The following is a 22,678-nucleotide window of genomic DNA, read 5'->3' on the forward strand; positions in this document are numbered from 1 at the left end:
CTAAAAGAATAAAACCTACAGGAGTGTTCACCGTGAACCGCCTGCTATTGAACTGCGACATCGGCGAGAGTTTCGGCAACTGGACCATGGGTCTGGATGCCGAGGTCATGCCCTTCATCGATTGCGCCAACATCGCCTGCGGCTTCCATGCCGGCGACCCGAGCATCATGCGCAAGACGGTCAGCCTGGCCTTGAGCAACGGCGTGCAGATCGGCGCACATCCGGCGTATCAGGATCTGGTCGGCTTCGGCCGTCGTTCCATGGCCTACACCGCCCAGGAACTTCAGGACATTGTGCATTACCAGATCGGCGCTCTCGACGGCATTTGCCGGGCCCAGGGCGGGCGGGTGAGTTACGTCAAACCGCACGGCGCGATGTACAACGACATGATGGCCAACCCGGCGCAGTTGCGCGCAGTGCTTCAGGCTGTGGCGGCCTATGATCGCCAGTTGCCGCTGATGTTGATGGCCACTCGCGACAACAGCGCAGCCCAGCAATTGGGCGATGAATACGGCGTGACCCTGTGGTTCGAAGCCTTCGCCGATCGTGCTTACAACAGCGCCGGAATGCTGGTTTCGCGACAACTGCCAGGCGCAGTGCATCACGATCCCGAGACAATCATCGAACAGGCGCTGACCATTGCTCGCGGCGGCAACCTTACGGCCAGCGATGGCAGTGCCCTGCGCTTGCAAGCCAACACCCTTTGCGTACATGGCGACAATGCCAGTTCGGTAGCCGCCGTGCGGCGTATTCGCGAAGCACTTGATCAGCAGAGCGCGCCATGAAACTGCGGGTAGAAGTGGTGGCGCTGGATTGCTTGATGGTCCGTCTGTTCGATGAGATCAGCGAGGCCAACATGCCGTGGATGCTCGCCGCCAGTGAAAGTCTGCGTGCTGCGTTCGCCGGGCATCTGATCGATCTGGTGCCGTCCTATACAACGTTGATGGTGCATTACGACCTGACCGCGTTGAGTCCGGCCCAGGCTCGGGAGCTGATCGCCGAGGCTTTGATCGATCTGTCGCCCAACGCCTGCACCCGCGGCAAATGTCATGTGTTGCCGGTCTGGTATGACTTGAGCGTTGGCCCGGAGTTGAGCCTGTTGTCCCAGCGCAGCGGATTGGCCGTGGATGAAGTGATCCGCCGCCACAGCGAGCGCGAATATCAGGTGTTCGCCCTGGGTTTCGCGCCGGGTTTCGCTTTCATGGGGCTGGTGGAAGAAGCGCTGGCGGCGCCGCGTTTAAACACTCCGCGTAAAAAGGTGGCCGCGGGAAGCGTCGGCATCGCCGAACGGCAAACCGCCGCTTACCCGGTGGTGTCTCCCGGTGGCTGGAATCTGATCGGCCGCACCCCGGCCAAATTGTTCGACCGCGAACGCGACGGCTATAGCCTGATGCAACCGGGCGACACGGTGCGTTTCGAAGCCGTCAGCCATGCCGAATTCATCAATCTGGGCGGTGATGACACGCCGTTGGAGGCCCAGGCATGAGCCGTCTATCAATACAAGCGAGTACACCGCTGTGCCTGTTGCAGGACGCTGGCCGTTTCGGCGTGCGGCATCTGGGCGTGACCCAGGGCGGGGCGGCGGATTGGCGATCGATGTCTTGGGCCAATTGGTTGCTGGGCAATAGCCTGGATGCACCGGTGATTGAAATCACCCTCGGCGGGTTTACCGTCGTCGCCGAAGAGGATTGCGTGCTGGCGTTGGCCGGGGCGGATCTGGGGGCGCAGGTGGATGGCGAGGCGTTGGCACCGTGGCGCAGTTTCAGGCTGAACAAAGGTCAACAGTTGCAATTCACTCAGCCGCTGCTTGGGGCCCGGGCTTATTTGGCGGCCCCGGGCGGATTTGATGCGCCAAAGGTGTTGGGCAGCAGCGCAACGGTGGTCCGTGAGGAACTCGGCGGGCTGGATGGCATGGGCCGGGCGTTGGCCAAAGATGCGCGGTTGAGCTACTCGGGCAGCTCGCTGCTTTTGCTGCGGGAACTGGCGCCCGAACAGGTACCGGATTTCAAACTCAACGCGCCGCTGGACCTGGTCCTTGGTGCGCAGATCGGCGAGTTCAGTGGACAGAGTTCGTTTGACGCGTTCAACAGTGTCTGGACCCTCGACAGCCGTGCCGACCGGATGGGCATCCGCTTGCTGGGAACGGCGTTGCAGTATCAGGGTAAGCCGATGATTTCCGAAGGCATCCCGCTGGGTGCGGTTCAGGTGCCGCCGGACGGGCAGCCGATTGTGCTGCTCAATGATCGGCAGACCATTGGCGGCTATCCGCGAATGGGGGCGTTGACGCCATTGGCGTTGGCGCGGCTGGCGCAGTGTTTGCCGGGGGCGAAGGTGCGGTTGAAGCCGGTGGTGCAGGATGTCGCGCATCGTGAACACGTCGAATACCTGCGCCGGTTTGCCTCGCACTGATTGTTCCCACGCTCCGCGTGGGAATGCCGCCCGGGACGCTCCGCGTCCCTGTGACGCGGAGCGTCACTTGATGCATTCCCACGCAGAGCGTGGGAACGATCAACGATCAGCAGTGTGGGAACGATCAGCGCTCTATTTGGAAAGAAACCGCATCCCTTCCTCCAACCCCCGCAACGTCAGCGGGTACATCTGGTCGTTAATCAAGTCCCGCACGATGTTGGTCGACGACGTATAGCCCCACGTATCTTTCGGATACGGGTTGATCCAGATGACCTTCTTGTACTTCTCCATGAACCGCTGCATCCACACATAACCCGCTTCTTCGTTCCAGTGCTCGACGCTGCCGCCGGCCTGGGTGATTTCGTACGGGGCCATGGCGGCGTCACCGATGAAGATCACTTTGTAGTCGGCGCCGTATTTGTGCAGCAGGTCCTGGGTCGAGGTACGTTCGGAGGTGCGGCGCATGTTGTTCTTCCACACCGATTCATAAACGAAGTTGTGGAAGTAGAAATACTCCAGGTGCTTGAACTCGGTCTTGCAGGCCGAGAACAGCTCTTCGCAAATCTTCACATGGGCGTCCATCGAGCCGCCGATGTCGAACAGCAGCAACAGCTTGACGGTGTTACGCCGCTCGGGTCGCATCTGGATGTTCAGCAGCCCGGCATCGCGCGCGGTGTGGTCGATGGTGCCATCGATGTCCAGCTCTTCCGCCGCGCCCTGACGGGCGAATTTGCGCAGCCGTCGCAGGGCCACCTTGATGTTGCGCGTGCCCAGTTCCACCGAGTCATCGAGGTTTTTGTACTCGCGCTGATCCCAGACCTTGACCGCTTTGCCCTGGCGTTTGCCGGCATCGCCGACCCGAATGCCTTCCGGGTTGAAGCCACCGGAGCCAAACGGGCTGGTGCCGCCGGTGCCGATCCATTTGTTACCGCCGGCATGGCGTTCTTTCTGTTCTTCGAGGCGTTTCTTGAACTCTTCGATCAGCTTGTCCAGGCCGCCGAGAGACTGGATCGCCGCCCGCTCTTCGTCGCTCAGCGAACGCTCGAACTCCTTGCGCAACCAGTCTTCCGGAATCAATGCCTGAAGGTGATCGTCGAGTTTTTCCAGACCGTTGAAATAGGCACCGAACGCCCGGTCGAACTTGTCGAAATGCTTTTCGTCCTTCACCAGAATCGCCCGGGACAGGTAATAAAACTCGTCCATGTCGGCGAAGGTCACGCGCTGTTTCAGCGCGTTGATCAGGTCCAGCAGCTCTCGTACCGAGACCGGCACCTTGGCCGCGCGCATTTCATTGAACAGGTTAAGCAGCATGGCTATCGCCCTCTATCTTGTTAAACAGAGGGATCAGCGAGTGCCGCGACGGCTCATGAACGCCAGACGTTCAAGCAACTGCACGTCCTGTTCGTTCTTCACCAAAGCGCCGGCCAGCGGTGGAATGGCCTTGGTCGGATCGCGCTCGCGCAGTACCGCTTCACCGATGTTGTCGGCCATCAGCAGCTTCAGCCAGTCCACCAGTTCGGAGGTCGATGGCTTTTTCTTCAGGCCCGGCACCTTGCGCACGTCGAAGAACACGTCCAGCGCTTCGCTGACCAGGTCTTTCTTGATGTTCGGGTAATGCACGTCGACGATCCGCTGCATCGTGACGCGGTCCGGGAAGGCGATGTAGTGGAAGAAGCAGCGGCGCAGGAAGGCGTCCGGCAGTTCTTTTTCATTGTTGGAGGTAATGATGATGATCGGGCGTTTCTTGGCCTTGATGGTTTCGTCGATCTCGTAGACGTAGAACTCCATCTTGTCGAGTTCTTGCAGCAGGTCGTTGGGGAATTCGATGTCGGCCTTGTCGATTTCGTCGATCAGCAAAATCACCCGCTCTTCGGATTCGAAGGCTTCCCAGAGCTTGCCCTTTTTCAGGTAATTGCGAACGTCGTGGACCTTTTCCGTGCCCAGTTGCGAGTCGCGCAGACGGCTGACCGCGTCGTACTCGTACAGGCCCTGATGCGCCTTGGTGGTGGATTTGATGTGCCAGGTGATCAGTCTGGCGCCGAAGGACTCGGCCAGTTGCTCGGCGAGCATGGTCTTGCCGGTGCCCGGTTCGCCCTTGACCAGCAGCGGACGCTCCAGCGTGATGGCGGCGTTGATCGCCAGCTTCAGGTCATCGGTGGCGACGTAGGCCGGGGTGCCTTCGAACTTCATCTGCTAATCCTCGAACGGTAAACGCCGACCTGAGCGAAGCAGGGCGGGGCGCAATAATGGGTCAGGCTCGACTATAACGCGGTGCCCGGTCGACTGTGAACGCAGACGGATTATTCAGTCTCTGAATGGGGCGTCACATCTTGACTCAGTCTCGGCCCCTAGCCAGTATTGAGCTATCGCCATTTTGGCGATAGCTTGCGGGGCATGTCTACTAAATACCGATTTCGCGATACGTACCGCATTCAGTTGCGCGAGAAGGACCACCCGCCGCCCCATGTTCACCTGACCGGCGGCGGGCTCGACGTGATGCTTAGCCTTGAAACCGTCGAAGTGATGGTGGGCAAGGCGCCGCCGCTGATTATCAAGGAAGCGCTGGCGTGGGTCAGGGCCCATCAGGTGCAATTGCTGGAGGATTGGAAACGATGTTACCCATGAAACGACCACGGCTGTCGTCCGTGCAGGCGTTGCCGGATTACCGCCTTATGCTGACCTTTATCGACGGTCAGCAACTGAACCTCGATTTGAGTCGGGACCTGCGCGCCTATCCAGGGTTGCAACCCTTGTTGGAAATGAGCGCTTTCAATGGGGCAACCCTGGGCGACGATGGCTGGAGTGTCGACTGGCCGGAACTGGACATCCAGATCGGCGCAGACACCCTGTATCTGGATGCTCTCGCACAAAATGCAGTGGACGAAAACACCCGGATCTTCATCGACTGGCGTGCCCGCACCGGGTTGCCGCTCAATCAGGCGGCCGAAGCGCTGGGGGTCAGTGCCCGCAGCATCACGCGCTACAGCAGTGGTCGAGAAGTTGTCCCGCGATCGCTGGCGCTGGCCTGCCTGGGTTGGGACTTCTTGCAGCAGCAATCGAACCCGGCGCGGGCGGCTGAAGAAACCGGTCGTTACACCGTTATACGTAAGCCTTAACCGGCGTCCGGCTTGGGCCGTTCGTATTGGGCGTTGAACGCCTGGACGAAGCCGTTGCGCAAAATCTGCAAAAAAGCCTCGAATGCGCTGATATCCCGCTGATGCACGCTGCCCCTGAGTTGTACGCGAGTGGCGAACTGGTTTTTCGGCTGGTTCTTCAGCACATTCTCGGTGCCCCCAACGAGTGCTTCCCAGATGGAGCGAAAAATCCCTTTGTCTTTGTTTTCCACGTCCTGTTGCCAATTGAATACATCGACGTCCTTCAGCAGCGGTTTGATGTAACCCGTCAATTGAGCTTTTTTTGCCTCGGCTTCAATGACCACATCTCCGTGACCGGCATTGAAGTCGAACTTGCCATACGCCGAGGCGAAGTCGTTCATGCGTTTGAGTTCGATGTTTTTGACCCGCAGGCGAAATTCGAAATCTTCAAAGTTGCTTAAAGGGTCGAAGGTCGCGGTGGTTTCCAGCGGTGCGTGTCCCAGCAACAGGGCTTTGCCGTCGAAACGGGCGTCGCGTTTGCCTTTGGTGTCGACCACGTTGGTCAGGTTGTAAACGCTGGCATTGACCTGGGTGGCATTCATGTTCACGGGCGGTTTTGAATTGAAGTTTCGAAAGGTCACCCGCCCGTCGTTGATCCGCACTTCGTTCAGGGTTATCGGCAGCAGTTTTTCCAATTGTGCCCGCCAATCGGTGCCTTGACCGGTCTGGGAGTTTTTCTTGTTGGCACCGCCGTCGACGAAGTTCACCTCGGGTTTGTCGAACTGCGCCTCGGCCACCACGGCGTGGTCATACCAGAGTGAGTGCCAGCTGACGGAGAGGTCAATCAATGGCGCGTTGACGAAAGGCACGGGGACCTTGCCATTGACCTTGACGATTTTCAGTCCGTTGATTTTGTAGGCGCCACGCCACAAAGCCAGGTCTACGTCGGTAATCTGGCCGCGATAATCCCCCATGTTCGCCAATCTCTCGTTGAGGTAATCGCGCACCAGATAGGGCAGGGCGACATGCAGCGCAATCAGCAGCACAACGAGGCCGGCGAGGGTCCATAGGGGCCAACTGTATCTGCGTTTCATGATGGCAAATCTCTGGCGTTGTAAAGCCATTGACTACGGCGGTTCCAGGACGTTCGACTGACTGGACGACCAAGGGCAACAGGCATACCTTGGAGAGCTTATTTAACGCTGTATAAGGACCCAGCCATGAGCCGTATCTACGCTGACAACGCCCATTCCATCGGCAATACACCGCTGGTGCAGATCAACCGTATCGCCCCGCGCGGCGTGACCATCCTGGCCAAGATCGAAGGGCGTAACCCTGGTTATTCGGTCAAGTGCCGGATCGGTGCGAGCATGATCTGGGACGCCGAAAGCACCGGCAAACTCAAGCCGGGCATGACCATCGTCGAACCGACCTCAGGCAACACCGGTATCGGCCTGGCGTTCGTTGCTGCGGCTCGCGGTTACAAGCTGATGCTGACCATGCCGGCATCCATGAGTATTGAGCGACGCAAAGTGCTCAAGGCTTTGGGCGCCGAACTGGTACTGACCGAACCGGCCAAGGGCATGAAAGGAGCGATCGAAAAGGCGGCTGAAATTGTCGCCAGTGCCCCGGCGACCTACTTCATGCCGTCGCAGTTTGAAAACCCGGCCAACCCGGCCATCCACGAAAAAACGACGGGACCGGAAATCTGGAACGACACCGACGGTGCAGTCGATGTACTGGTGGCAGGCGTCGGAACAGGTGGGACCATTACCGGGGTTTCGCGGTATATCAAGAATACCCAGGGCAAGCCGATTATTTCGGTGGCGGTGGAACCTGTGGTGTCGCCGGTCATCACCCAGGCAATAGCCGGTGAAGAAATCAAGCCGAGCCCTCACAAGATCCAGGGCATCGGCGCCGGTTTTGTGCCGAAGAATCTTGATCTGTCGATGGTCGATCGGGTTGAGTTGGTCAGCGATGAAGAATCCAAGGCCATGGCCCTGCGCCTGATGCAGGAAGAAGGGATTTTGAGCGGCATTTCCTGCGGCGCCGCCATGGCAGTGGCCGTCCGCCTGGCTGAAACCCCGGAAATGCAGGGCAAGACCATCGTGGTAATCCTGCCGGATTCTGGTGAGCGTTACCTGTCGAGCATGCTGTTCAGTGATCTGTTTACCGAGCAGGAGAATCAGCAGTAGGCGTTGCGATTTCAGATTAAGCGGGGAGGGGGTTGATTCGGGTCAGCCCCCGTTCAGGAACCTTGTGTTAAGAAGTGCGTCATTGCGCATTTCTTGACACTGAATGTCGAGAAACACGGGATTCTTCCCGAGGCCGGTCATGTTGATCATGGCTGGCTGCCACGTCGGGTAAATGGCGTTGTGCAAAGTTGTCTACTATCAAGGAGTTGTTGATGACCGTTTCATTTGCCGCAAAGACGTCGTTTTTGTTGCTGTTCTTCGGCAGCACTCTCTATGTGCACTTGCGCGGCAAGGCGCGTTTGCCGGTCTTGCGTCAGTTCGTCAACCACTCGGCGTTGTTCGCGCCTTATAACGCCTTGATGTACCTGTTCTCCAGCGTGCCATCCAAACCGTATCTTGACCGCAGCAAGTTTCCGGAACTGGATGTGCTCAAGGACAACTGGGAAGTTATCCGCGACGAAGCGATGCATTTGTTCGACGAGGGTTACATCCGCGCCGCCGAAAGAAACAACGACGCCGGGTTCGGTTCGTTCTTCAAGAAAGGCTGGAAGCGCTTTTACCTCAAGTGGTACGACAAACCACTGCCATCAGCCGAAGCCCTGTGCCCGAAAACCGTGGCACTGCTCAGCCGCATTCCCAACGTCAAAGGCGCCATGTTCGCGTTGCTGCCAGGCGGCAGCCACCTCAATCCGCACCGTGATCCGTTCGGCGGTTCCCTACGTTATCACTTGGGGCTATCGACGCCGAACTCTGATGATTGCCGGATCTTCGTCGACGGTCAGGTCTACGCCTGGCGTGATGGCGAAGACGTGATGTTCGACGAAACCTACGTACATTGGGTCAAGAACGAAACCGACAAGACTCGGGTTATCCTTTTTTGCGACATCGAACGACCGCTGAGCAACCGCCTGATGACTCGTCTCAACCGCAGGGTCAGTGGCTTTTTGGGTCGCGCCACGGCACCGCAGAATCTTGAAGATGAACATGTTGGCGGGATTAATCATGTTTACGCATGGAGCAAGCATTCCAGTGACAAGTTCAGTGGCGCGATAAAACGGTGGAAGCGTCGCAATCCCAAGGCGTACCGAGTGCTGCGGCCAGTGCTCGCAGTGCTGGTGTTGACGTGGTTGGGGTATTGGTTATTTGGGTAATCTCGATTCCTGAATGAAAAAAACGCTCCTTAGGGAGCGTTTTTTATGCAGCCTGTTCGCCAAGGGATTGGTGTAAGACGCTTGCTCATGGGTTCTTCAGCCAAGTCATTGCAATCCATGTCAGTCGCTGGTTATAGTCGGCGCTCGGTGAGTTTCATGACTCACCTCCCGAGCCCTCAAAAAAGATCAGCCCAATGCCTGCTTTCCTCATCAACGCGGTAGTCGATTCAGCGGTCAACGCTGGCGTCGTGCCGTGCGGGAATCAGCAGCCTGCGCAGATCAGTCATTACCCCCCACCTGTCAGTAGCACGCCGGTGTGCGCAGTCGTATCACCGCCAGGCGTTGGCTTCTCGGGCTGATCAGCTTTTTTCTGCTGTTCCTGTGCCCCTCTGAAAAGCGCCTGAAAAACTACTGAATTTCAGCTTCGGCTGAGTTGGCTTTTTGCCTGACTACAGGTGGTATCCATGTTTGTCCTTTCGAAACAATCCGCGCTCGCGGCGGCGTCCACGAGCCTGTTCGTTCTGCTGTGGAGCAGCGGGGCGATCTTCTCCAAATGGGGCCTGGCCCATGCGTCACCTTTTGCTTTTCTGTTGATTCGCTTCGCTATCGCAATCTGCGGATTGGTGCTTTTGATGCCGCTGCTCAAGCTGAAACTGCCCAAGGGCGGCAAGCCGATGGTGTATGCGATGGCCACGGGTGTGGTGTTGCTGGGGGCTTATCAGATTTTCTATCTGCTGGCCCTGGACCTGAAAGTCACACCCGGCGTCATGGCGACGATCATGGGCGTGCAGCCGATTCTCACGGTGGTGATCATGGAGCGCCAGCGGTCAGCCAGCAGAATGTTTGGTCTGACGCTGGGGTTGGCCGGGTTGATCATGGTGGTGTATCAGGGCATAGGTCTGGCCGGTATGTCGCTGGCCGGGATGCTCTTCGGTTTGCTGGCGCTGGCGAGCATGACGTTCGGTTCGATCATGCAGAAGCGCATCACCGACAATCCCCTCGGCACACTGCCCGTGCAGTACCTGGCGGGGCTGTTGCTCTGCGGAGTCTTCGTTCCGTTCCAACCTTTTCATTTCGAACACAGCACCGGTTTTATCGTGCCGGTGTTGTGGATGGGATTGGTCGTGTCGGTACTGGCAACCTTGCTGCTGTATCGCTTGATCGCCCGGGGCAACCTGGTGAATGTCACCAGCCTGTTTTACCTGGTGCCGGCGGTAACGGCGGTGATGGACTACCTGATTTTCGGCAACCGGCTGGCGGCGTTGAGCATGCTGGGCATGTTGCTGATCATCGTTGGATTGGTGTTCGTATTCCGTAAAAGCGCTTGAAACAGAACAAGGCGCTGCAGAACGCCAATCCGCTGGGGATTCGGCGGCTGGTGGATGGCGAAATGAGTGACGCGGCATTGTAGTTTGCGGTGATGAAAGTCTAAAAGCATCGCGAGCAGGCTCACTCCCACAGGGGGCTTCGGTGCACACACTGTCTGTGTTCGCCGGAGATCCACTGTGGGAGCGAGCCTGCTCGCGATGGCGTCATCAGCCGCACCACCTAACTACTTGGCAACCACCTCTTTTGGCTTCACCACCGCCGTCTTCAACACCAACCACAACGCCGCCGCAATCAACACCCCGCCATAGATGTGCGCCATCGACAACGGCTCATCCAGCAACAACGCCCCCCACAGCACCCCGAACGGCGGAATCAGAAAGGTCGTGGTCATCGACTTCACCGGCCCGACCGAGCTGAGCAGGCGGAAGTAAATAATGTACGCAAGCGCCGTACACACCAGCCCCAAACCCAGCAGCGACAACCAGACATTCCAGCCGCCCCAGCTCTCCGGTGGCTGGCTGATCACGCTGTAACCGAACAGCGGCAACAGAAACAACGTCGCACCCAGCATGCTGCCCACCGCCGACAGACGACTGTCGAGGCCGCCGGCGTGATCGAGCCAGCGCCGCGCAAGGAAACCGGCGAAACCGTAGCAGGTCGTGGCGAGCAGGCAGGCGAGGGCGCCCATTAGCAGTTCCATGTCGAACGCCACCGGACCGGCTCGGGTCAGGATGCCCACGCCAAGCAGCCCGAGGAACACGCCGCCGAGCTTGGCGGCGGTGAGCCTTTCATGGAAGAACAGACCGCCGATCAGCACGCCCATCAGTGGCGTGGTGGCGTTGAATATCGCCGAATAACCGGCCGGCAGCACTTGCGCGGCTACTGAATAGAGGGTCGCCGGTATCCCGGAGTTGATCACTCCGAGCAGCATCACGGTTTTGAGTTTGCCTTTGAAATCCCAGCTGATGCGCATCAGCCCGAGGATCACCAACAGGCCGACCGCGGCAATCGATACGCGGAAAAAAGCAGTGGGGATGGTGCCGATCACCGGGGCGATGATGCGCATGAACAGAAAGCTCGCGCCCCAAATGGCGGCAAGCGATAACAAACGCAGGGTATCGACGGGGTTCACAGCGCGTTCCTTCCTTGATTGGCGCGCAAGTGTCGCGCCAGTCCGGACGCAAGGCAATGGTTGCGTTGCGTAACGAAGGGCCACTAAGCTCAGGCCCCACGATAAGAATCAGCCGCCGAGGTTTTACCTATGCCGCAGCAATGGCCAGCCGCCGACATCGCCCGAATGGTCCTCGATGGCTTTGACGATTACCGCGAGCATTTCCGCCAGATCACTGACGGCGCCCGAGCCCGCTTTGAACAGGCCAAGTGGCAGGAGGCGCAGGTCGCATCGGCGGCGCGGATCAATCTGTACGAAGAAAAAGTCGGCGAAACGGTGGCACGACTGCGCATCGCGTTTGACGCTGAAACGCTGGACGTCAGCTGCTGGCCGTTGGTCAAAAGCGCTTACATCAAACTGATCGACCTGCGCTTCGACGATGAACTGTCCGAAACCTGGTACAACTCGATCTTTTGCGGGCTGTTCAGCCACGATCTGATCAGCGACGGCTGCATGTTCATCCACACCACCCGGCCAAGCCTGCGTCGGGCCCGCGCCGCACAAACCCGCACCTACAAACCCCAGGGCCAGTTGTCCGGCATGCTCGCGAGCATTTTTGCCGACTACCGTTTCAGCGAGGAATACGCCGATCTGGCCGGCGACGTGCGCCGCCTCGAAGCACAACTGCGCGAAAACCTGCCGGACTGGGTCTGCAAGGACCCGGAATTGAGCGTCGAACTGTTTTCCTCGGTGCTTTACCGCAACAAAGGGGCGTACCTGGTCGGGCGCATCTACACCCAGGACGAACAATGGCCGTTGGTGATTCCGCTGCTGCACCGTGAGGGTCGCGGGATTCAGATCGATGCGCTGATCACTGATGAAGCGGACGTGTCGATCATCTTCTCGTTCACCCGTTCGTATTTCATGGTCGACGTGCCGGTGCCAGCGGAGTTCATCGGTTTCCTCAAACGCATCCTGCCGGGCAAGCACATCGCCGAGCTGTACACCTCGATCGGCTTCTATAAACACGGAAAATCCGAGTTCTATCGGGCGCTGATCAATCACCTGGCCAACACCGACGACCAGTTCATCATGGCCCCGGGCGTGCGTGGCATGGTGATGAGCGTGTTTACCCTGCCGGGCTTCAACACCGTATTCAAAATCATCAAGGACCGCTTCTCGCCGTCGAAAAACGTCGACCGCGCCACAGTGATCGAGAAGTACCGCTTGGTGAAAAGTGTCGATCGGGTCGGGCGCATGGCCGACACCCAGGAATTTTCCGATTTCCGTTTTCCGTTGAGCAAGTTCGAGCCGGCCTGTCTGCAAGAATTGCTCGAAGTGGCCGCGTCCACCGTGTCGGTAGAGGACGACACCGTACTGATCCGCCACTGCTGGACCGAACGTCGGATGACGCCGTTGAACCTGTATCTGGAGAACGCCAACGACGCTCAGGTCCGCGAGGCACTGGAAGATTACGGCCTGGCGATCAAGCAACTGGCGGCGGCGAACATCTTTCCCGGCGACATGCTGCTGAAGAACTTCGGCGTCACGCGGCACGGACGGGTGGTGTTTTATGACTATGACGAGATTTGCTTCCTGACCGAGGCCAACTTCCGGCATATCCCGCAACCGCGTACGCCGGAAGACGAGATGGCTTCAGAACCGTGGTATTCGATCGGGCCGCTGGATGTATTTCCTGAAGAGTTTCCGCCGTTTTTGTTTGCCGACTCCGGGCAGCGCAAGTTGTTCGATCAGTTGCATGGTGAGCTTTACAACGCCGATTACTGGAAAAGCCTTCAGGAAGCCATTCGCGCCGGGAAGGTGATTGATGTGTTCCCGTATCGGCGCAAAGGCCTCGATAACGAGTAACCCCGCTGAGTGAACTTGACCGATCGTTCCCACGCTCCGCGTGGGAATGCCTCCCCGGACGCTCCGCGTCCGCTCTTGGGACGCAGAGCGTCCCTTGCTGCATTCCCACGCGGAGCGTGGGAACGATCACAGCAGAGCGCAAATCTGCGACAATCCGCCCCCCTGCGCCACTAGACGACTTATTGCGTACCTGATGACTGACGAATCGCCTTCCATCGACAAACTGCTGAAAAACCTCGATCACGCCATGCTCGCCGACCGCCACCGGCTGCGGCGGCAGTTGCTTGAGCTGCGCAAAAAACCTGATGAAGCCAAGCTGGCCCAATGGGTGACGCGCATGCAGGCGTCCTGTGATCAGGTGCTGGCGCGGCGGGCCAGCCTGCCGGTAATTCGTTACGACGACAGTTTGCCGATCGCCGCCAAGCGCGACGAAATCAAGGCAGCGCTGCTCAAGCATCAGGTGTTGATCATTGCCGGTGAAACCGGTTCGGGTAAAACCACCCAGTTGCCGAAGATCTGCCTGGAAATCGGGCGCGGTCAGCATGGCCTGATCGGCCACACTCAGCCCCGTCGAATCGCCGCCCGCAGCGTGGCGAGCCGGGTCGCCGAAGAACTGGCGACGCCGTTGGGTGCGCTGGTCGGCTATCAGGTGCGGTTCGAGGACCAGAGCGATTCCAACACCCTGATCAAACTGATGACCGACGGCATCCTGCTGGCGGAAACCCAGAACGACCGCTACCTCGAACGCTACGACACGATCATCGTCGACGAAGCCCACGAACGCAGCCTGAACATCGACTTCCTGCTCGGTTACCTGAAAACCCTGTTGCCGCGTCGTCCAGACCTGAAAGTCATCATCACTTCGGCGACCATCGACCTGGAGCGCTTCTCCAAGCACTTCGATGACGCGCCGATTGTCGAAGTCTCCGGCCGCACCTTCCCCGTGGAAACCTGGTATCGCCCGCTGACCCTGGAGCAGGACGAAGAGGGCAACCGCGTCGAGGACGACTTGACCGTGGATCAGGCGATCCTCGCCACCCTCGACGAAATCGCCGCGTTCGAACGCAGCGAGCGCAAGAGCCCTGGCGACGTGCTGGTGTTCCTGCCCGGCGAGCGCGAGATTCGCGACGCGGCGGACATGCTGCGCAAGGCCCAGCTCAAGCACACCGAGATTCTGCCGCTCTACGCACGGCTGTCGCCGGCCGAACAGCAGCGGATTTTCCAGTCGCACCCAGGTCGGCGCGTGGTCCTGGCGACCAACGTCGCGGAAACCTCGCTGACCGTGCCGGGCATTCGTTACGTGATTGACAGCGGTACCGCGCGCATCAGCCGTTACAGCTACCGCGCCAAGGTCCAGCGCCTGCCCATCGAAGCCATTTCCCAGGCCAGCGCCAACCAGCGTAAAGGTCGCTGCGGACGGGTCGAGCCGGGTATTTGCATTCGCCTGTACGGCGAAGAAGATTTCATTGGCCGGCCGGAATTTACCGATCCGGAGATCCTGCGCACCAACCTCGCCGCGGTGATTTTGCAGATGTTGCATCTGCGCCTCGGCGAAATCACCGATTTCCCGTTTATCGAGCCGCCGGATGGCAAGGCTATCAGCGACGGTTTCAACCTGCTGCAAGAACTCTCGGCGGTCGACCGCAATAGCCAGCTGACGCCGCTTGGCCGCCAATTGGCGCGCTTGCCAGTGGACCCGCGGATGGGCCGCATGTTGCTGGAAGCGGCGAAACTCGGCAGCTTGCAGGAAGTGCTGATCGTCGCCAGCGCCATGTCGATTCAAGACCCGCGCGAGCGTCCTCCGGAACGTCAGCAAGCGGCGGATCAGGCGCATGCGCAATGGAAAGACGTGGACTCGGACTTCGCCGGGCTGGTCAATCTGTGGCGCGGTTTCGAAGAACAGCGCCAGGCCCTGACCGCCAGCCCGCTGCGCAATTGGTGCCGCAAGAATTTCCTGAATTACCTGCGTCTGCGCGAATGGCGCGACTCCCATCGGCAGTTGAGCCTGATCTGCCGCGACATGCAGTTGAGCCTCAACAAAGAACCGGCGGATTACCCGAAACTGCACAAAGCCGTGCTCTCGGGGCTGCTCAGCCAGATCGGCCAGAAAACCGATGAGGGCGATTACCTCGGTGCGCGTCAGCGGCGTTTCTGGATTCACCCGTCATCGGGCCTCGGTAAAAAGCGTCCGCAATGGCTGATGGCTGCCGAACTGGTGGAAACCACCAAGCTCTACGCGCGGATGGTCGCCAAGATCGACTCCGATTGGATCGAGCCCTTGGCCGGGCACCTGATCAAGAAAAACCACTTCGAACCCCATTGGGAGAAGAAGCGCGGTCAAGTCGTGGCCTTCGAGCAGATCACATTGTTCGGGCTGATCGTGGTCGGTCGCCGGCCGGTGCATTACGGGCCGATCGACCCTGTCACGTCCCGTGAACTGTTCATTCGTGAAGGCCTGGTACGCGGCGAGATTCAGTCCAAGGCCAAGTGCCTGACCGCCAATGCGCAACTGCTGGAACAGCTCGACGAACTGGAAGCCAAGGCGCGCCGTCGCGACATTCTGGCCGACGAAGAAACCCTGTTCGCCTTCTACGATGCGCGACTGCCGGCGGAGATCCACCAGACGGCGACCTTCGACAGCTGGTATCGGGTCAACAGCCAGAAAGACCCGCAGCTGCTGATCATGCGCGAAGAAGACGTGCTGGCCCGCGAGGCGAGTGAAGTCACCGCCCTGCATTACCCGGACACCTTGCACATTGGTGATCTGGAGTTGGCGCTCAGTTACCACTTCGAACCCAACCACCCGCGTGACGGCGTGACCTTGCGCGTGCCGGCGCCGTTGTTGCCGATGCTGCCGCCGGAGCGCCTGGAATGGCTGGTGCCGGGCGTGATCGAGGCCAAGTGCATTGCGCTGGTGCGCAACCTGCCTAAAGCCCTGCGCAAGAATTTCGTGCCGGTGCCGGACTTCGTCAAAGCCGCATTGCAGCGCATGACTTTCGCCGAGGGCTCGTTGCCTCAAGCGCTGGGCCGCGAACTGTTGCGCATGACCGGTGCGCGGGTCAGCGATGAAGCCTGGGCCGAAGCATCGCAGCAGGTCGACAGTCATTTGCGGATGAACCTGGAAATCGTCGACGGGCAGGGCAAGTTCCTCGGTGAAGGGCGTGATCTGGCGGAACTGACCGCACGCTTTGCCGAAGCCAGTCAGGCCGCACTGGCCGTGCCGCAAACCGCGAAAAACCAGCAACCGGTTGAGCCGAAAGTGTTTGCCGCCGTCGCCGAGAAAACCCAGCAGAAGATCGCGGGGCTATCGATGACGGTGTATCCGGCGTTGGTGGAGGAGAGCGGCACGGTCAAGGAAGGGCGTTTCTCGACGCCGGCCGAAGCCGAGTTTCAACATCGCCGCGCCTTGCAGCGTTTGCTGATGCAGCAACTGGCCGAACCGGCGAAGTTCCTGCGCAGCAAATTGCCGGGGTTGACCGAACTGGGCCTGATGTACCGCGACATGGGCCGCATCGACAGTCTGGTCGAAGACATCCTGCTGGCCAGCCTCGACAGCTGCATTCTCGACGGCGAAGACCCGCTGCCACGGGATGGCGCCGGGTTGGCGTCACTGGCTGAACGCAAACGCGGCGGCTGGACCGAGCACGCCGAACGGCTGGCGAAGCTGACGCTGGAGATTCTCAAGCTCTGGCACGGCCTGCAAAAACGCTTCAAGGGCAAGATCGACCTGGCGCAAGCCGTGGCGTTGAACGACATCAAGCAGCAGCTCAGTCATCTGGTGTATCCGGGCTTCGTCCGTGAAACCCCGATGCAGTGGCTCAAGGAGCTGCCGCGTTATCTGAAAGCGGTCGAGCAGCGCTTCGAGAAAATCGGCGCTCAGGTGCAGAGGGATCGGGTCTGGAGTGGCGAGTTGTCTGGCCTGTGGACGCAATATCAAACCCGCGCCAACAAACATGCCCAGGAAGGCAAACGCGATCCGCAATTGGAGCTCTATCGCTGGTGGCTGGAGGAATACCGGGTTTCCCTGTTCGCCCAACAACTGGGGACCAAGGTGCCGATCTCCGACAAGCGCCTGAACAAGCAGTGGACCCAGGTCGAACCCTGAATCCGAGACTTGTGCAATACCTGTGGGAGCGAGCCTGCTCGCGATGGGGCCATCACATTCAACATCTATGTCGACTGTGATGCCGCCATCGCGAGCAGGCTCGCTCCCACAGGTTTTTGTATTGCCTGGTAGGTGGGAGTCATCCAGCAAAAAGGCGCCAAAACCCATTGTTTATGGCAAACTTCGCGCCTATAAACGCCGGCCCCGCAGTTTTGAGCCTTCACAGGTCTGGGCGGATCGGAATAAAGCGATGCCAGGTTTGCGCCCCCTGACGGGAGCAGATCCTTTGTGTGTTGGTACGTCGGTGCCAACACTTTCTGCCTGAACAGATTAGAGAAACGACCATGCATAACGTCGTCATCAGCGGCACCGGCCTGTACACCCCGGCCAACAGCATCTCCAACGAAGAGCTGGTGCAGTCTTTCAACGCTTACGTCGCGCTATTCAACGCCGACAACGCCGACGCCATCGCGCGCGGCGAAATCGAAGCGTTGACCGAGTCCAGCGCGGCGTTTATCGAAAAGGCGTCTGGCATCAAAAGCCGCTTTGTCATGGACAAGGACGGTATCCTCGACCCGCAACGCATGGCGCCACGCCTGCCGGAACGCTCGAATGACGAGTGGTCGGTGCTTTGCCAAATGGCCATCGGCGCCGCCGAGCAAGCCTTGCAGCGTGCTGGCAAGACCGCGGCGGACATCGACGGCGTGATCGTTGCCTGCTCCAACCTGCAACGGGCCTATCCGGCCATCGCCATCGAAGTCCAGGAGGCCTTGGGCATCCAGGGTTTCGGTTTTGACATGAACGTCGCCTGCTCCTCGGCGACCTTCGGCATTCAGGCTGCGACCAACAGCGTGCAACTGGGCCAGGCCCGGGCGATCCTGATGGTCAACCCGGAAGTCTGCACCGGTCACCTGAACTTCCGCGACCGCGACAGCCACTTCATCTTCGGCGACGCCGCGACTGCGGTGATCATCGAACGTGCTGACCTGGCGACGTCCAAGTACCAGTTCGACATCGTCAGCACCAAGCTGCTGACCAAGTTCTCCAACAACATCCGCAACAACTTCGGCTTCCTCAACCGCGCGGCGGAAGAGGGCATCGGTACCAAGGACAAACTGTTCGTGCAGGAAGGCCGCAAGGTGTTCCGCGATGTCTGCCCGATGGTCGCCGAGCTGATCGCTACGCACCTGGAAGAGAACGCGCTCAACATCAGCGACGTGAAACGCTTCTGGCTGCACCAGGCCAACCTCAGCATGAATCACCTGATCGTCAAGAAGCTGCTGGGCCGCGAAGCCACCGAAGAAGAAGCCCCGGTGATCCTCGACACCTACGCCAACACCAGCTCCGCCGGTTCCGTGATTGCATTTCACAAAAACCAGGACGATCTGGCTGCCGGTTCGCTGGCCGTGCTCAGCTCGTTCGGCGCCGGTTACTCGATTGGTAGCGTGATTCTGCGCAAGCGCTGAGTTTGGTTTAAAAGATCGCAGCCTGATTTTTGGCGAGGACACTTTCCTGTGGCGAGGGAGCTTGCTCCCGTTTGGCTGCGAAGCAGTCGTAAAACCAGCGAGTGTGTTTTGTCTGGAGGAATACATGGGGCCGCTTCGCGCCCCAACGCGAGCAAGCTCGCTCGCCACAAAGGTCCGGCTGTGTTGCGGGAAATGAAAACAGCCTCGCGTTGGTCTATCGGACGGATGATGGGGACCGATAGACCAACGCGAGGCTGTAAAAAAGAGCTCGGGCTTCCTTGTCCGAGTCGTGGAGCGGGGAATCAGAACTTCGCTTCGGCATCCAGTTGCAGGGTGTTGATGTCCGAATCTTTCAGGTTGGCGTTGGTGTAGTCAGAGTTAGCCATGAAGTACGTCGCCCCCAGGGCGAAGTTCTTGTCCAGCTCGTAACTCACTTTCAACTTGCTGCCACGCGAACCGGTGAAACCGTTGGCGAAGTCGGAATCGGTGAAGGCGCCGACCACCGCGTTACGCTGTACGTCGCGGTAGTTGTAGTCCACTGCGAAGCCGTAGAGCTTGGTCTTCACACCAGCCAGCCAGGCAGAATCCTGATCGTTGCTGGCGTCTTGGTTGTTCACGTACTGACCGTACAGCGAGAGCGGCATAGGCAGGCCACTGATGTCGAGCTGACCAAAGCCTTCGTACAGTTTGAATTGCTCGTTCGGGCTGTTGCCGTTGATCGCCAGTGCGGCTGGAATGCTGGTGCCGCCTGAGCGGATGTCGTCGTCGTTGTCGTAGCCGTAGACGCTGCCACCCAGGGTCAGTTTCAGGTTGTCGGTGATAGCGAAGCGCGCGCCCAACTGACCCGCGTACAGACGCAAGTCGTGTTTGAACTGCACGCCATCGCCATCGACGTTGTCCTTGAGGGTGTAGTGACCGGCGCTACCGAACAGCTCGGTGCTGGCGCCCAGCGGGTATTTGTAAGCCACCGACAGGCCTTCGGGGCTGATGTCGCTATCCCAGATGATGTCGCCCATGCTCACCCATTGCTGCGGCATCTTGCCGCCAACGATGTGCAGGTTCTTGATCGCGTCCGGGTGGTAGTCGACGTAACCCTGGTCCAGCCAGATCTGTTTCTTGTCGAAGTAGTTGTCCAGGCTCTGGTTGGTGGAGCGAGCGTCGTCATTGTTGCCGGTGGCGATACGGATGCCAGTGTCGACTTGCGGGTTGATCGTGCTGTAGGCACCCAGGCGGGCACGAATGCGCTGACGATCCTGGTCTTTGTTGTTTGAAACGCCGTCGTTGTGGACGTTTTCCTGACGGAAACGCACGTCACCCTTGAATTGGGTCTTGGCGGCCCACGCCAGTTTCTGGTCGAAGGTACTCAGTTCATTGGTTTTCTTCGCAGTCGCCGCGATCTGCTCATTGGTCTCTTGTTGAGCCTGGCGGGCGATTTGCTGGTCTTTCTGATCCTTGGCCAGCTCGGCTTGCAGTTCGGTGTACTGCGCAGGCGAAATCGAGCCATTTGCCTTGAGCATGTCGAGCAGTTTGGCGTCGACTGCGGCGCTGGCCGGAACACTCATGGCCAGCAGCAACCCACCACACAAGGCCGCCGCAGTTTTCGTGGAAGCAAGACGCATATCAATCTCCGAAGATGTAATGGGATGACCGAGCCATCCAAGGACACAACCGACCGTTGAGGACGGAAAACAATGACCAGGTTTAGAACCTGGCGCTCTAAAAACAGGCGCCAGTATCGCGATGGTTTATGACAGGGCAGTGGCAAAGTGATGGCGTCTCGATGACGATACAAATATCGCGCACACCCTTATCCAGAGCCCTGTCGGCGGATTGCTCGTGTGGATTTTTTGGCGATGGGCGATACTCGCCGGGCTTTCACGCAAAGAAGTAGGGAAGAACCGATGCCGCTGCAACGCCTGCAAAATCTGTCCGAAATCGCGTCGCAGACGTGGGATGCCCTGGTGCCCGAGAATCAGCCCTTTCTGCGTCACGCCTTTCTCAGCGCGCTGGAAGACAGCGGTAGCGTCGGCCCGCATTCCGGCTGGCAACCCGAGCATTTGTTGCACATCGAAGGCGATCGCCTGATTGCCGCGTTGCCCAGTTATCGCAAATGGCATTCCTACGGCGAGTACGTGTTCGATCACGCCTGGGCCGATGCCTGTGAGCGTGCGGGGATCGATTACTACCCCAAGCTGCTGACGGCTGTGCCGTTCAGTCCGGTCAGCGGCCCGCGTTTGCTGGCGGCCACGCTCGAGGACGGTTTCGAACTGTTGAAAAGCCTGCCGGGCTACCTTGAAATCGAACAACTCTCCAGCGCCCACATCAACTTCACCGATCCGTTCACTGACGCCGCCTTGGCCGAGCAGCCAGGCTGGTTGCAGCGAATCGGCTGTCAGTACCACTGGCAGAATCGTGGCTATCGGGATTTTCAGGACTTCCTCGACGTCCTCAGTTCGCGCAAGCGCAAGCAGATGCGCAAGGAACGCGAACAAGTGGCGGGGCAGGGCATTGATTTCGAATGGCTTGAAGGTCGGCAACTCGATCAGGCGCAGTGGGATTTTGTCTATGCCTGCTACGCCAATACCTACGCAGTGCGTCGGCAAGCGCCGTATCTGACGCGGGAGTTTTTCAGTTTGCTGGCCGAGCGTATGCCAGAGTCGATTCGTGTGGTGTTGGCCAAGCAAGGCTCACGGCCGGTGGCCATGGCCTTCAGTCTGGTGGGGGGCGACAGTTTTTACGGCCGTTACTGGGGCTGTCTGGCGGAATTCGATCGTCTGCACTTCGAGACCTGTTTCTACCAGGGCATGGACTACGCGATTGCCAATGGCTTCCAGCGTTTCGACGCCGGTGCTCAGGGCGAGCACAAGCTGATTCGCGGGTTCGAACCGGTGATCACGCATTCATGGCACTACTTGCGTCATCCCGGCCTGAAAGCTGCCGTCAAAGACTTCCTGCAGCAAGAGCGCGTGGGCGTGCTGGCGTATGCCGAGGAAGCGAAGACGGCCTTGCCTTACCGGCAAGCCTGATCCTCGCCCCGCTTCAACTGCTTTCCTTGCCCAGCCATCGATACGTCACACCGCCGATCACCGCACCGAGCAGCGGCGCCACCCAGAACATCCACAATTGCGCGATGGCCCAGCCTCCGACGATCAGCGCCGGGCCAGTGCTGCGTGCCGGGTTGACCGAGGTGTTGGTGACAGGAATCGAAATCAGGTGAATCAGCGTCAGGGCCAGGCCGATGGCGATCGGTGCCAGCCCGGCGGGGGCGCGCTTGTCGGTGGCACCGAGGATGATCAGCACGAACATCGCCGTCATCACCAGTTCACAGACAAAGCCTGCGGCCATCGAGTATTTGCCGGGAGAATGCTCGCCGTAGCCGTTGGAAGCCAGACCGTTGGCGAGGTCGAAGCCTTCCTTGCCGTTGGCGATGTAGTAGATCAAGCCCGCCGCGATAATCGCGCCAATCACCTGAGCGATGATGTAGGCGGGCAGCTCTTTGGCGGGGAATCGACCGCCGACGAACAAACCGACCGAGACGGCGGGGTTGAGATGGCAGCCGGAAATATGACCAATGGCGAATGCCATGGTCAGTACCGTCAGACCAAAGGCCATGGCCACACCCAGCACCCCGATCCCCAGCGGAGAAGACGCAGCCAGGACCGCACTGCCGCAACCTCCCAACACCAGCCAGAACGTACCTAACAACTCAGTGACTGAACGTTTGAACAGAGACATGAGAGCGTCCTTGATAGGCTTCCTATCGAGACTGTATCGAGTGATGCATCCTGCACATTTACGACAGGTCCATCTCCAGAACCTTGGCTGATTACAGCAGGGTTTTGGTGGATTTCCAGCAGTCGGGAGGGGGGCAAGATCGTTCCCACGCTCTGCGTGGGAATGCAGCCCGTGACGCTCCGCGTCACTGGACGCGGAGCGTCCCTTGAGGCA

General features: G+C 59.2%; 18 protein-coding genes. 12 read left to right on the plus strand and 6 right to left on the minus strand.

Annotated features, from left to right (window positions below):
• The first annotated feature begins 32 nt into the window (after nucleotides 1-32).
• From AC3WP4_RS17765 to AC3WP4_RS17775, 3 genes are read left to right on the plus strand one after another with little or no spacing between them, the layout of a single operon-like run.
• Nucleotides 33-785 carry a 5-oxoprolinase subunit PxpA gene (locus tag AC3WP4_RS17765; RefSeq protein WP_074874316.1) on the plus strand — a complete coding sequence of 251 codons (753 nt, stop codon included), beginning with the start codon at nucleotides 33-35 and terminating at the stop codon, nucleotides 783-785.
• Entirely contained in the window at nucleotides 782-1,486 is a 705-nt protein-coding gene (locus tag AC3WP4_RS17770; protein ID WP_056742619.1) for a 5-oxoprolinase subunit B family protein, read from the plus strand. Before AC3WP4_RS17765 ends, AC3WP4_RS17770 begins: the two co-directional genes overlap by 4 nt.
• A complete protein-coding gene (locus AC3WP4_RS17775) occupies nucleotides 1,483-2,409 on the plus strand; it encodes a 5-oxoprolinase subunit C family protein (RefSeq protein ID WP_102615538.1) in 927 nt (308 codons plus the stop codon). Before AC3WP4_RS17770 ends, AC3WP4_RS17775 begins: the two co-directional genes overlap by 4 nt.
• Before the next feature lie 132 nt (nucleotides 2,410-2,541).
• Here the strand turns inward: AC3WP4_RS17775 and AC3WP4_RS17780 are convergent, their stop codons facing one another.
• Entirely contained in the window at nucleotides 2,542-3,720 is a 1,179-nt protein-coding gene (locus AC3WP4_RS17780) for a vWA domain-containing protein (RefSeq protein WP_074874318.1), read from the minus strand.
• A gap of 33 nt (nucleotides 3,721-3,753) precedes the next feature.
• Nucleotides 3,754-4,599 carry an AAA family ATPase gene (locus tag AC3WP4_RS17785; RefSeq protein WP_076030092.1) on the minus strand — a complete coding sequence of 282 codons (846 nt, stop codon included), beginning with the start codon at nucleotides 4,597-4,599 and terminating at the stop codon, nucleotides 3,754-3,756.
• 204 nt (nucleotides 4,600-4,803) lie between these two features.
• Between AC3WP4_RS17785 and AC3WP4_RS17790 the strand changes: the two genes are divergently transcribed.
• Nucleotides 4,804-5,034 carry a DUF4160 domain-containing protein gene (locus tag AC3WP4_RS17790; protein ID WP_076030093.1) on the plus strand — a complete coding sequence of 77 codons (231 nt, stop codon included), beginning with the start codon at nucleotides 4,804-4,806 and terminating at the stop codon, nucleotides 5,032-5,034.
• The gene (locus tag AC3WP4_RS17795; RefSeq protein WP_102615539.1) at nucleotides 5,022-5,525 is read left to right on the plus strand and encodes a DUF2442 domain-containing protein; all 504 of its coding nucleotides are present in this window, start codon (nucleotides 5,022-5,024) and stop codon (nucleotides 5,523-5,525) included. The genes AC3WP4_RS17790 and AC3WP4_RS17795 overlap by 13 nt, the downstream gene beginning before the upstream one ends.
• Here the strand turns inward: AC3WP4_RS17795 and AC3WP4_RS17800 are convergent.
• Nucleotides 5,522-6,628 carry a DUF748 domain-containing protein gene (locus AC3WP4_RS17800; RefSeq protein WP_442964054.1) on the minus strand — a complete coding sequence of 369 codons (1,107 nt, stop codon included), beginning with the start codon at nucleotides 6,626-6,628 and terminating at the stop codon, nucleotides 5,522-5,524. The two genes, AC3WP4_RS17795 and AC3WP4_RS17800, sit on opposite strands and share 4 nt — an antisense overlap.
• Before the next feature lie 96 nt (nucleotides 6,629-6,724).
• Here AC3WP4_RS17800 and cysK point away from each other — a divergent pair, with 96 nt between their 5' ends.
• The 3 genes from cysK to AC3WP4_RS17815 all read left to right on the plus strand — a co-directional run bounded on the left by cysK (nucleotide 6,725) and on the right by AC3WP4_RS17815 (nucleotide 10,178).
• Nucleotides 6,725-7,699, plus strand: a complete 975-nt coding sequence (gene cysK / locus AC3WP4_RS17805) for a cysteine synthase A (protein WP_074874323.1) — start codon at nucleotides 6,725-6,727, stop codon at nucleotides 7,697-7,699.
• A 212-nt stretch (nucleotides 7,700-7,911) separates the two neighbouring features.
• A complete protein-coding gene (locus AC3WP4_RS17810) occupies nucleotides 7,912-8,850 on the plus strand; it encodes an aspartyl/asparaginyl beta-hydroxylase domain-containing protein (protein WP_074874324.1) in 939 nt (312 codons plus the stop codon).
• A 464-nt stretch (nucleotides 8,851-9,314) separates the two neighbouring features.
• The gene (locus AC3WP4_RS17815; RefSeq protein ID WP_074874325.1) at nucleotides 9,315-10,178 is read left to right on the plus strand and encodes a DMT family transporter; all 864 of its coding nucleotides are present in this window, start codon (nucleotides 9,315-9,317) and stop codon (nucleotides 10,176-10,178) included.
• A 224-nt stretch (nucleotides 10,179-10,402) separates the two neighbouring features.
• On the opposite strand, the gene AC3WP4_RS17820 is transcribed toward AC3WP4_RS17815, so the two are convergent.
• A complete protein-coding gene (locus AC3WP4_RS17820) occupies nucleotides 10,403-11,311 on the minus strand; it encodes a DMT family transporter (protein WP_102615540.1) in 909 nt (302 codons plus the stop codon).
• A 129-nt stretch (nucleotides 11,312-11,440) separates the two neighbouring features.
• Between AC3WP4_RS17820 and aceK the strand changes: the two genes are divergently transcribed.
• The 3 genes from aceK to AC3WP4_RS17835 all read left to right on the plus strand — a co-directional run bounded on the left by aceK (nucleotide 11,441) and on the right by AC3WP4_RS17835 (nucleotide 18,730).
• On the plus strand, nucleotides 11,441-13,159 hold the full coding sequence (aceK, locus tag AC3WP4_RS17825) for a bifunctional isocitrate dehydrogenase kinase/phosphatase (protein WP_102615541.1): 1,719 nt from the start codon (nucleotides 11,441-11,443) through the stop codon (nucleotides 13,157-13,159).
• A gap of 193 nt (nucleotides 13,160-13,352) precedes the next feature.
• Nucleotides 13,353-17,264: an ATP-dependent RNA helicase HrpA gene (hrpA, locus tag AC3WP4_RS17830; RefSeq protein WP_102615542.1), complete on the plus strand. Its 3,912-nt coding sequence runs from the start codon at nucleotides 13,353-13,355 to the stop codon at nucleotides 17,262-17,264.
• Between the two features lie 344 nt (nucleotides 17,265-17,608).
• On the plus strand, nucleotides 17,609-18,730 hold the full coding sequence (locus tag AC3WP4_RS17835) for a beta-ketoacyl-ACP synthase III (protein WP_074874330.1): 1,122 nt from the start codon (nucleotides 17,609-17,611) through the stop codon (nucleotides 18,728-18,730).
• A gap of 302 nt (nucleotides 18,731-19,032) precedes the next feature.
• Here the strand turns inward: AC3WP4_RS17835 and AC3WP4_RS17840 are convergent, their stop codons facing one another.
• Nucleotides 19,033-20,349, minus strand: a complete 1,317-nt coding sequence (locus AC3WP4_RS17840) for a putative porin (RefSeq protein ID WP_074874331.1) — start codon at nucleotides 20,347-20,349, stop codon at nucleotides 19,033-19,035.
• A gap of 282 nt (nucleotides 20,350-20,631) precedes the next feature.
• Between AC3WP4_RS17840 and AC3WP4_RS17845 the strand changes: the two genes are divergently transcribed.
• Entirely contained in the window at nucleotides 20,632-21,756 is a 1,125-nt protein-coding gene (locus AC3WP4_RS17845; RefSeq protein ID WP_102615543.1) for a GNAT family N-acetyltransferase, read from the plus strand.
• Nucleotides 21,757-21,769: 13 nt separating this feature from the next.
• On the opposite strand, the gene aqpZ is transcribed toward AC3WP4_RS17845, so the two are convergent.
• Entirely contained in the window at nucleotides 21,770-22,465 is a 696-nt protein-coding gene (gene aqpZ, locus AC3WP4_RS17850; protein ID WP_102615544.1) for an aquaporin Z, read from the minus strand.
• Nucleotides 22,466-22,678: the final 213 nt, after the last annotated feature.

The organism is Pseudomonas sp. FW305-20 (assembly GCF_058788075.1).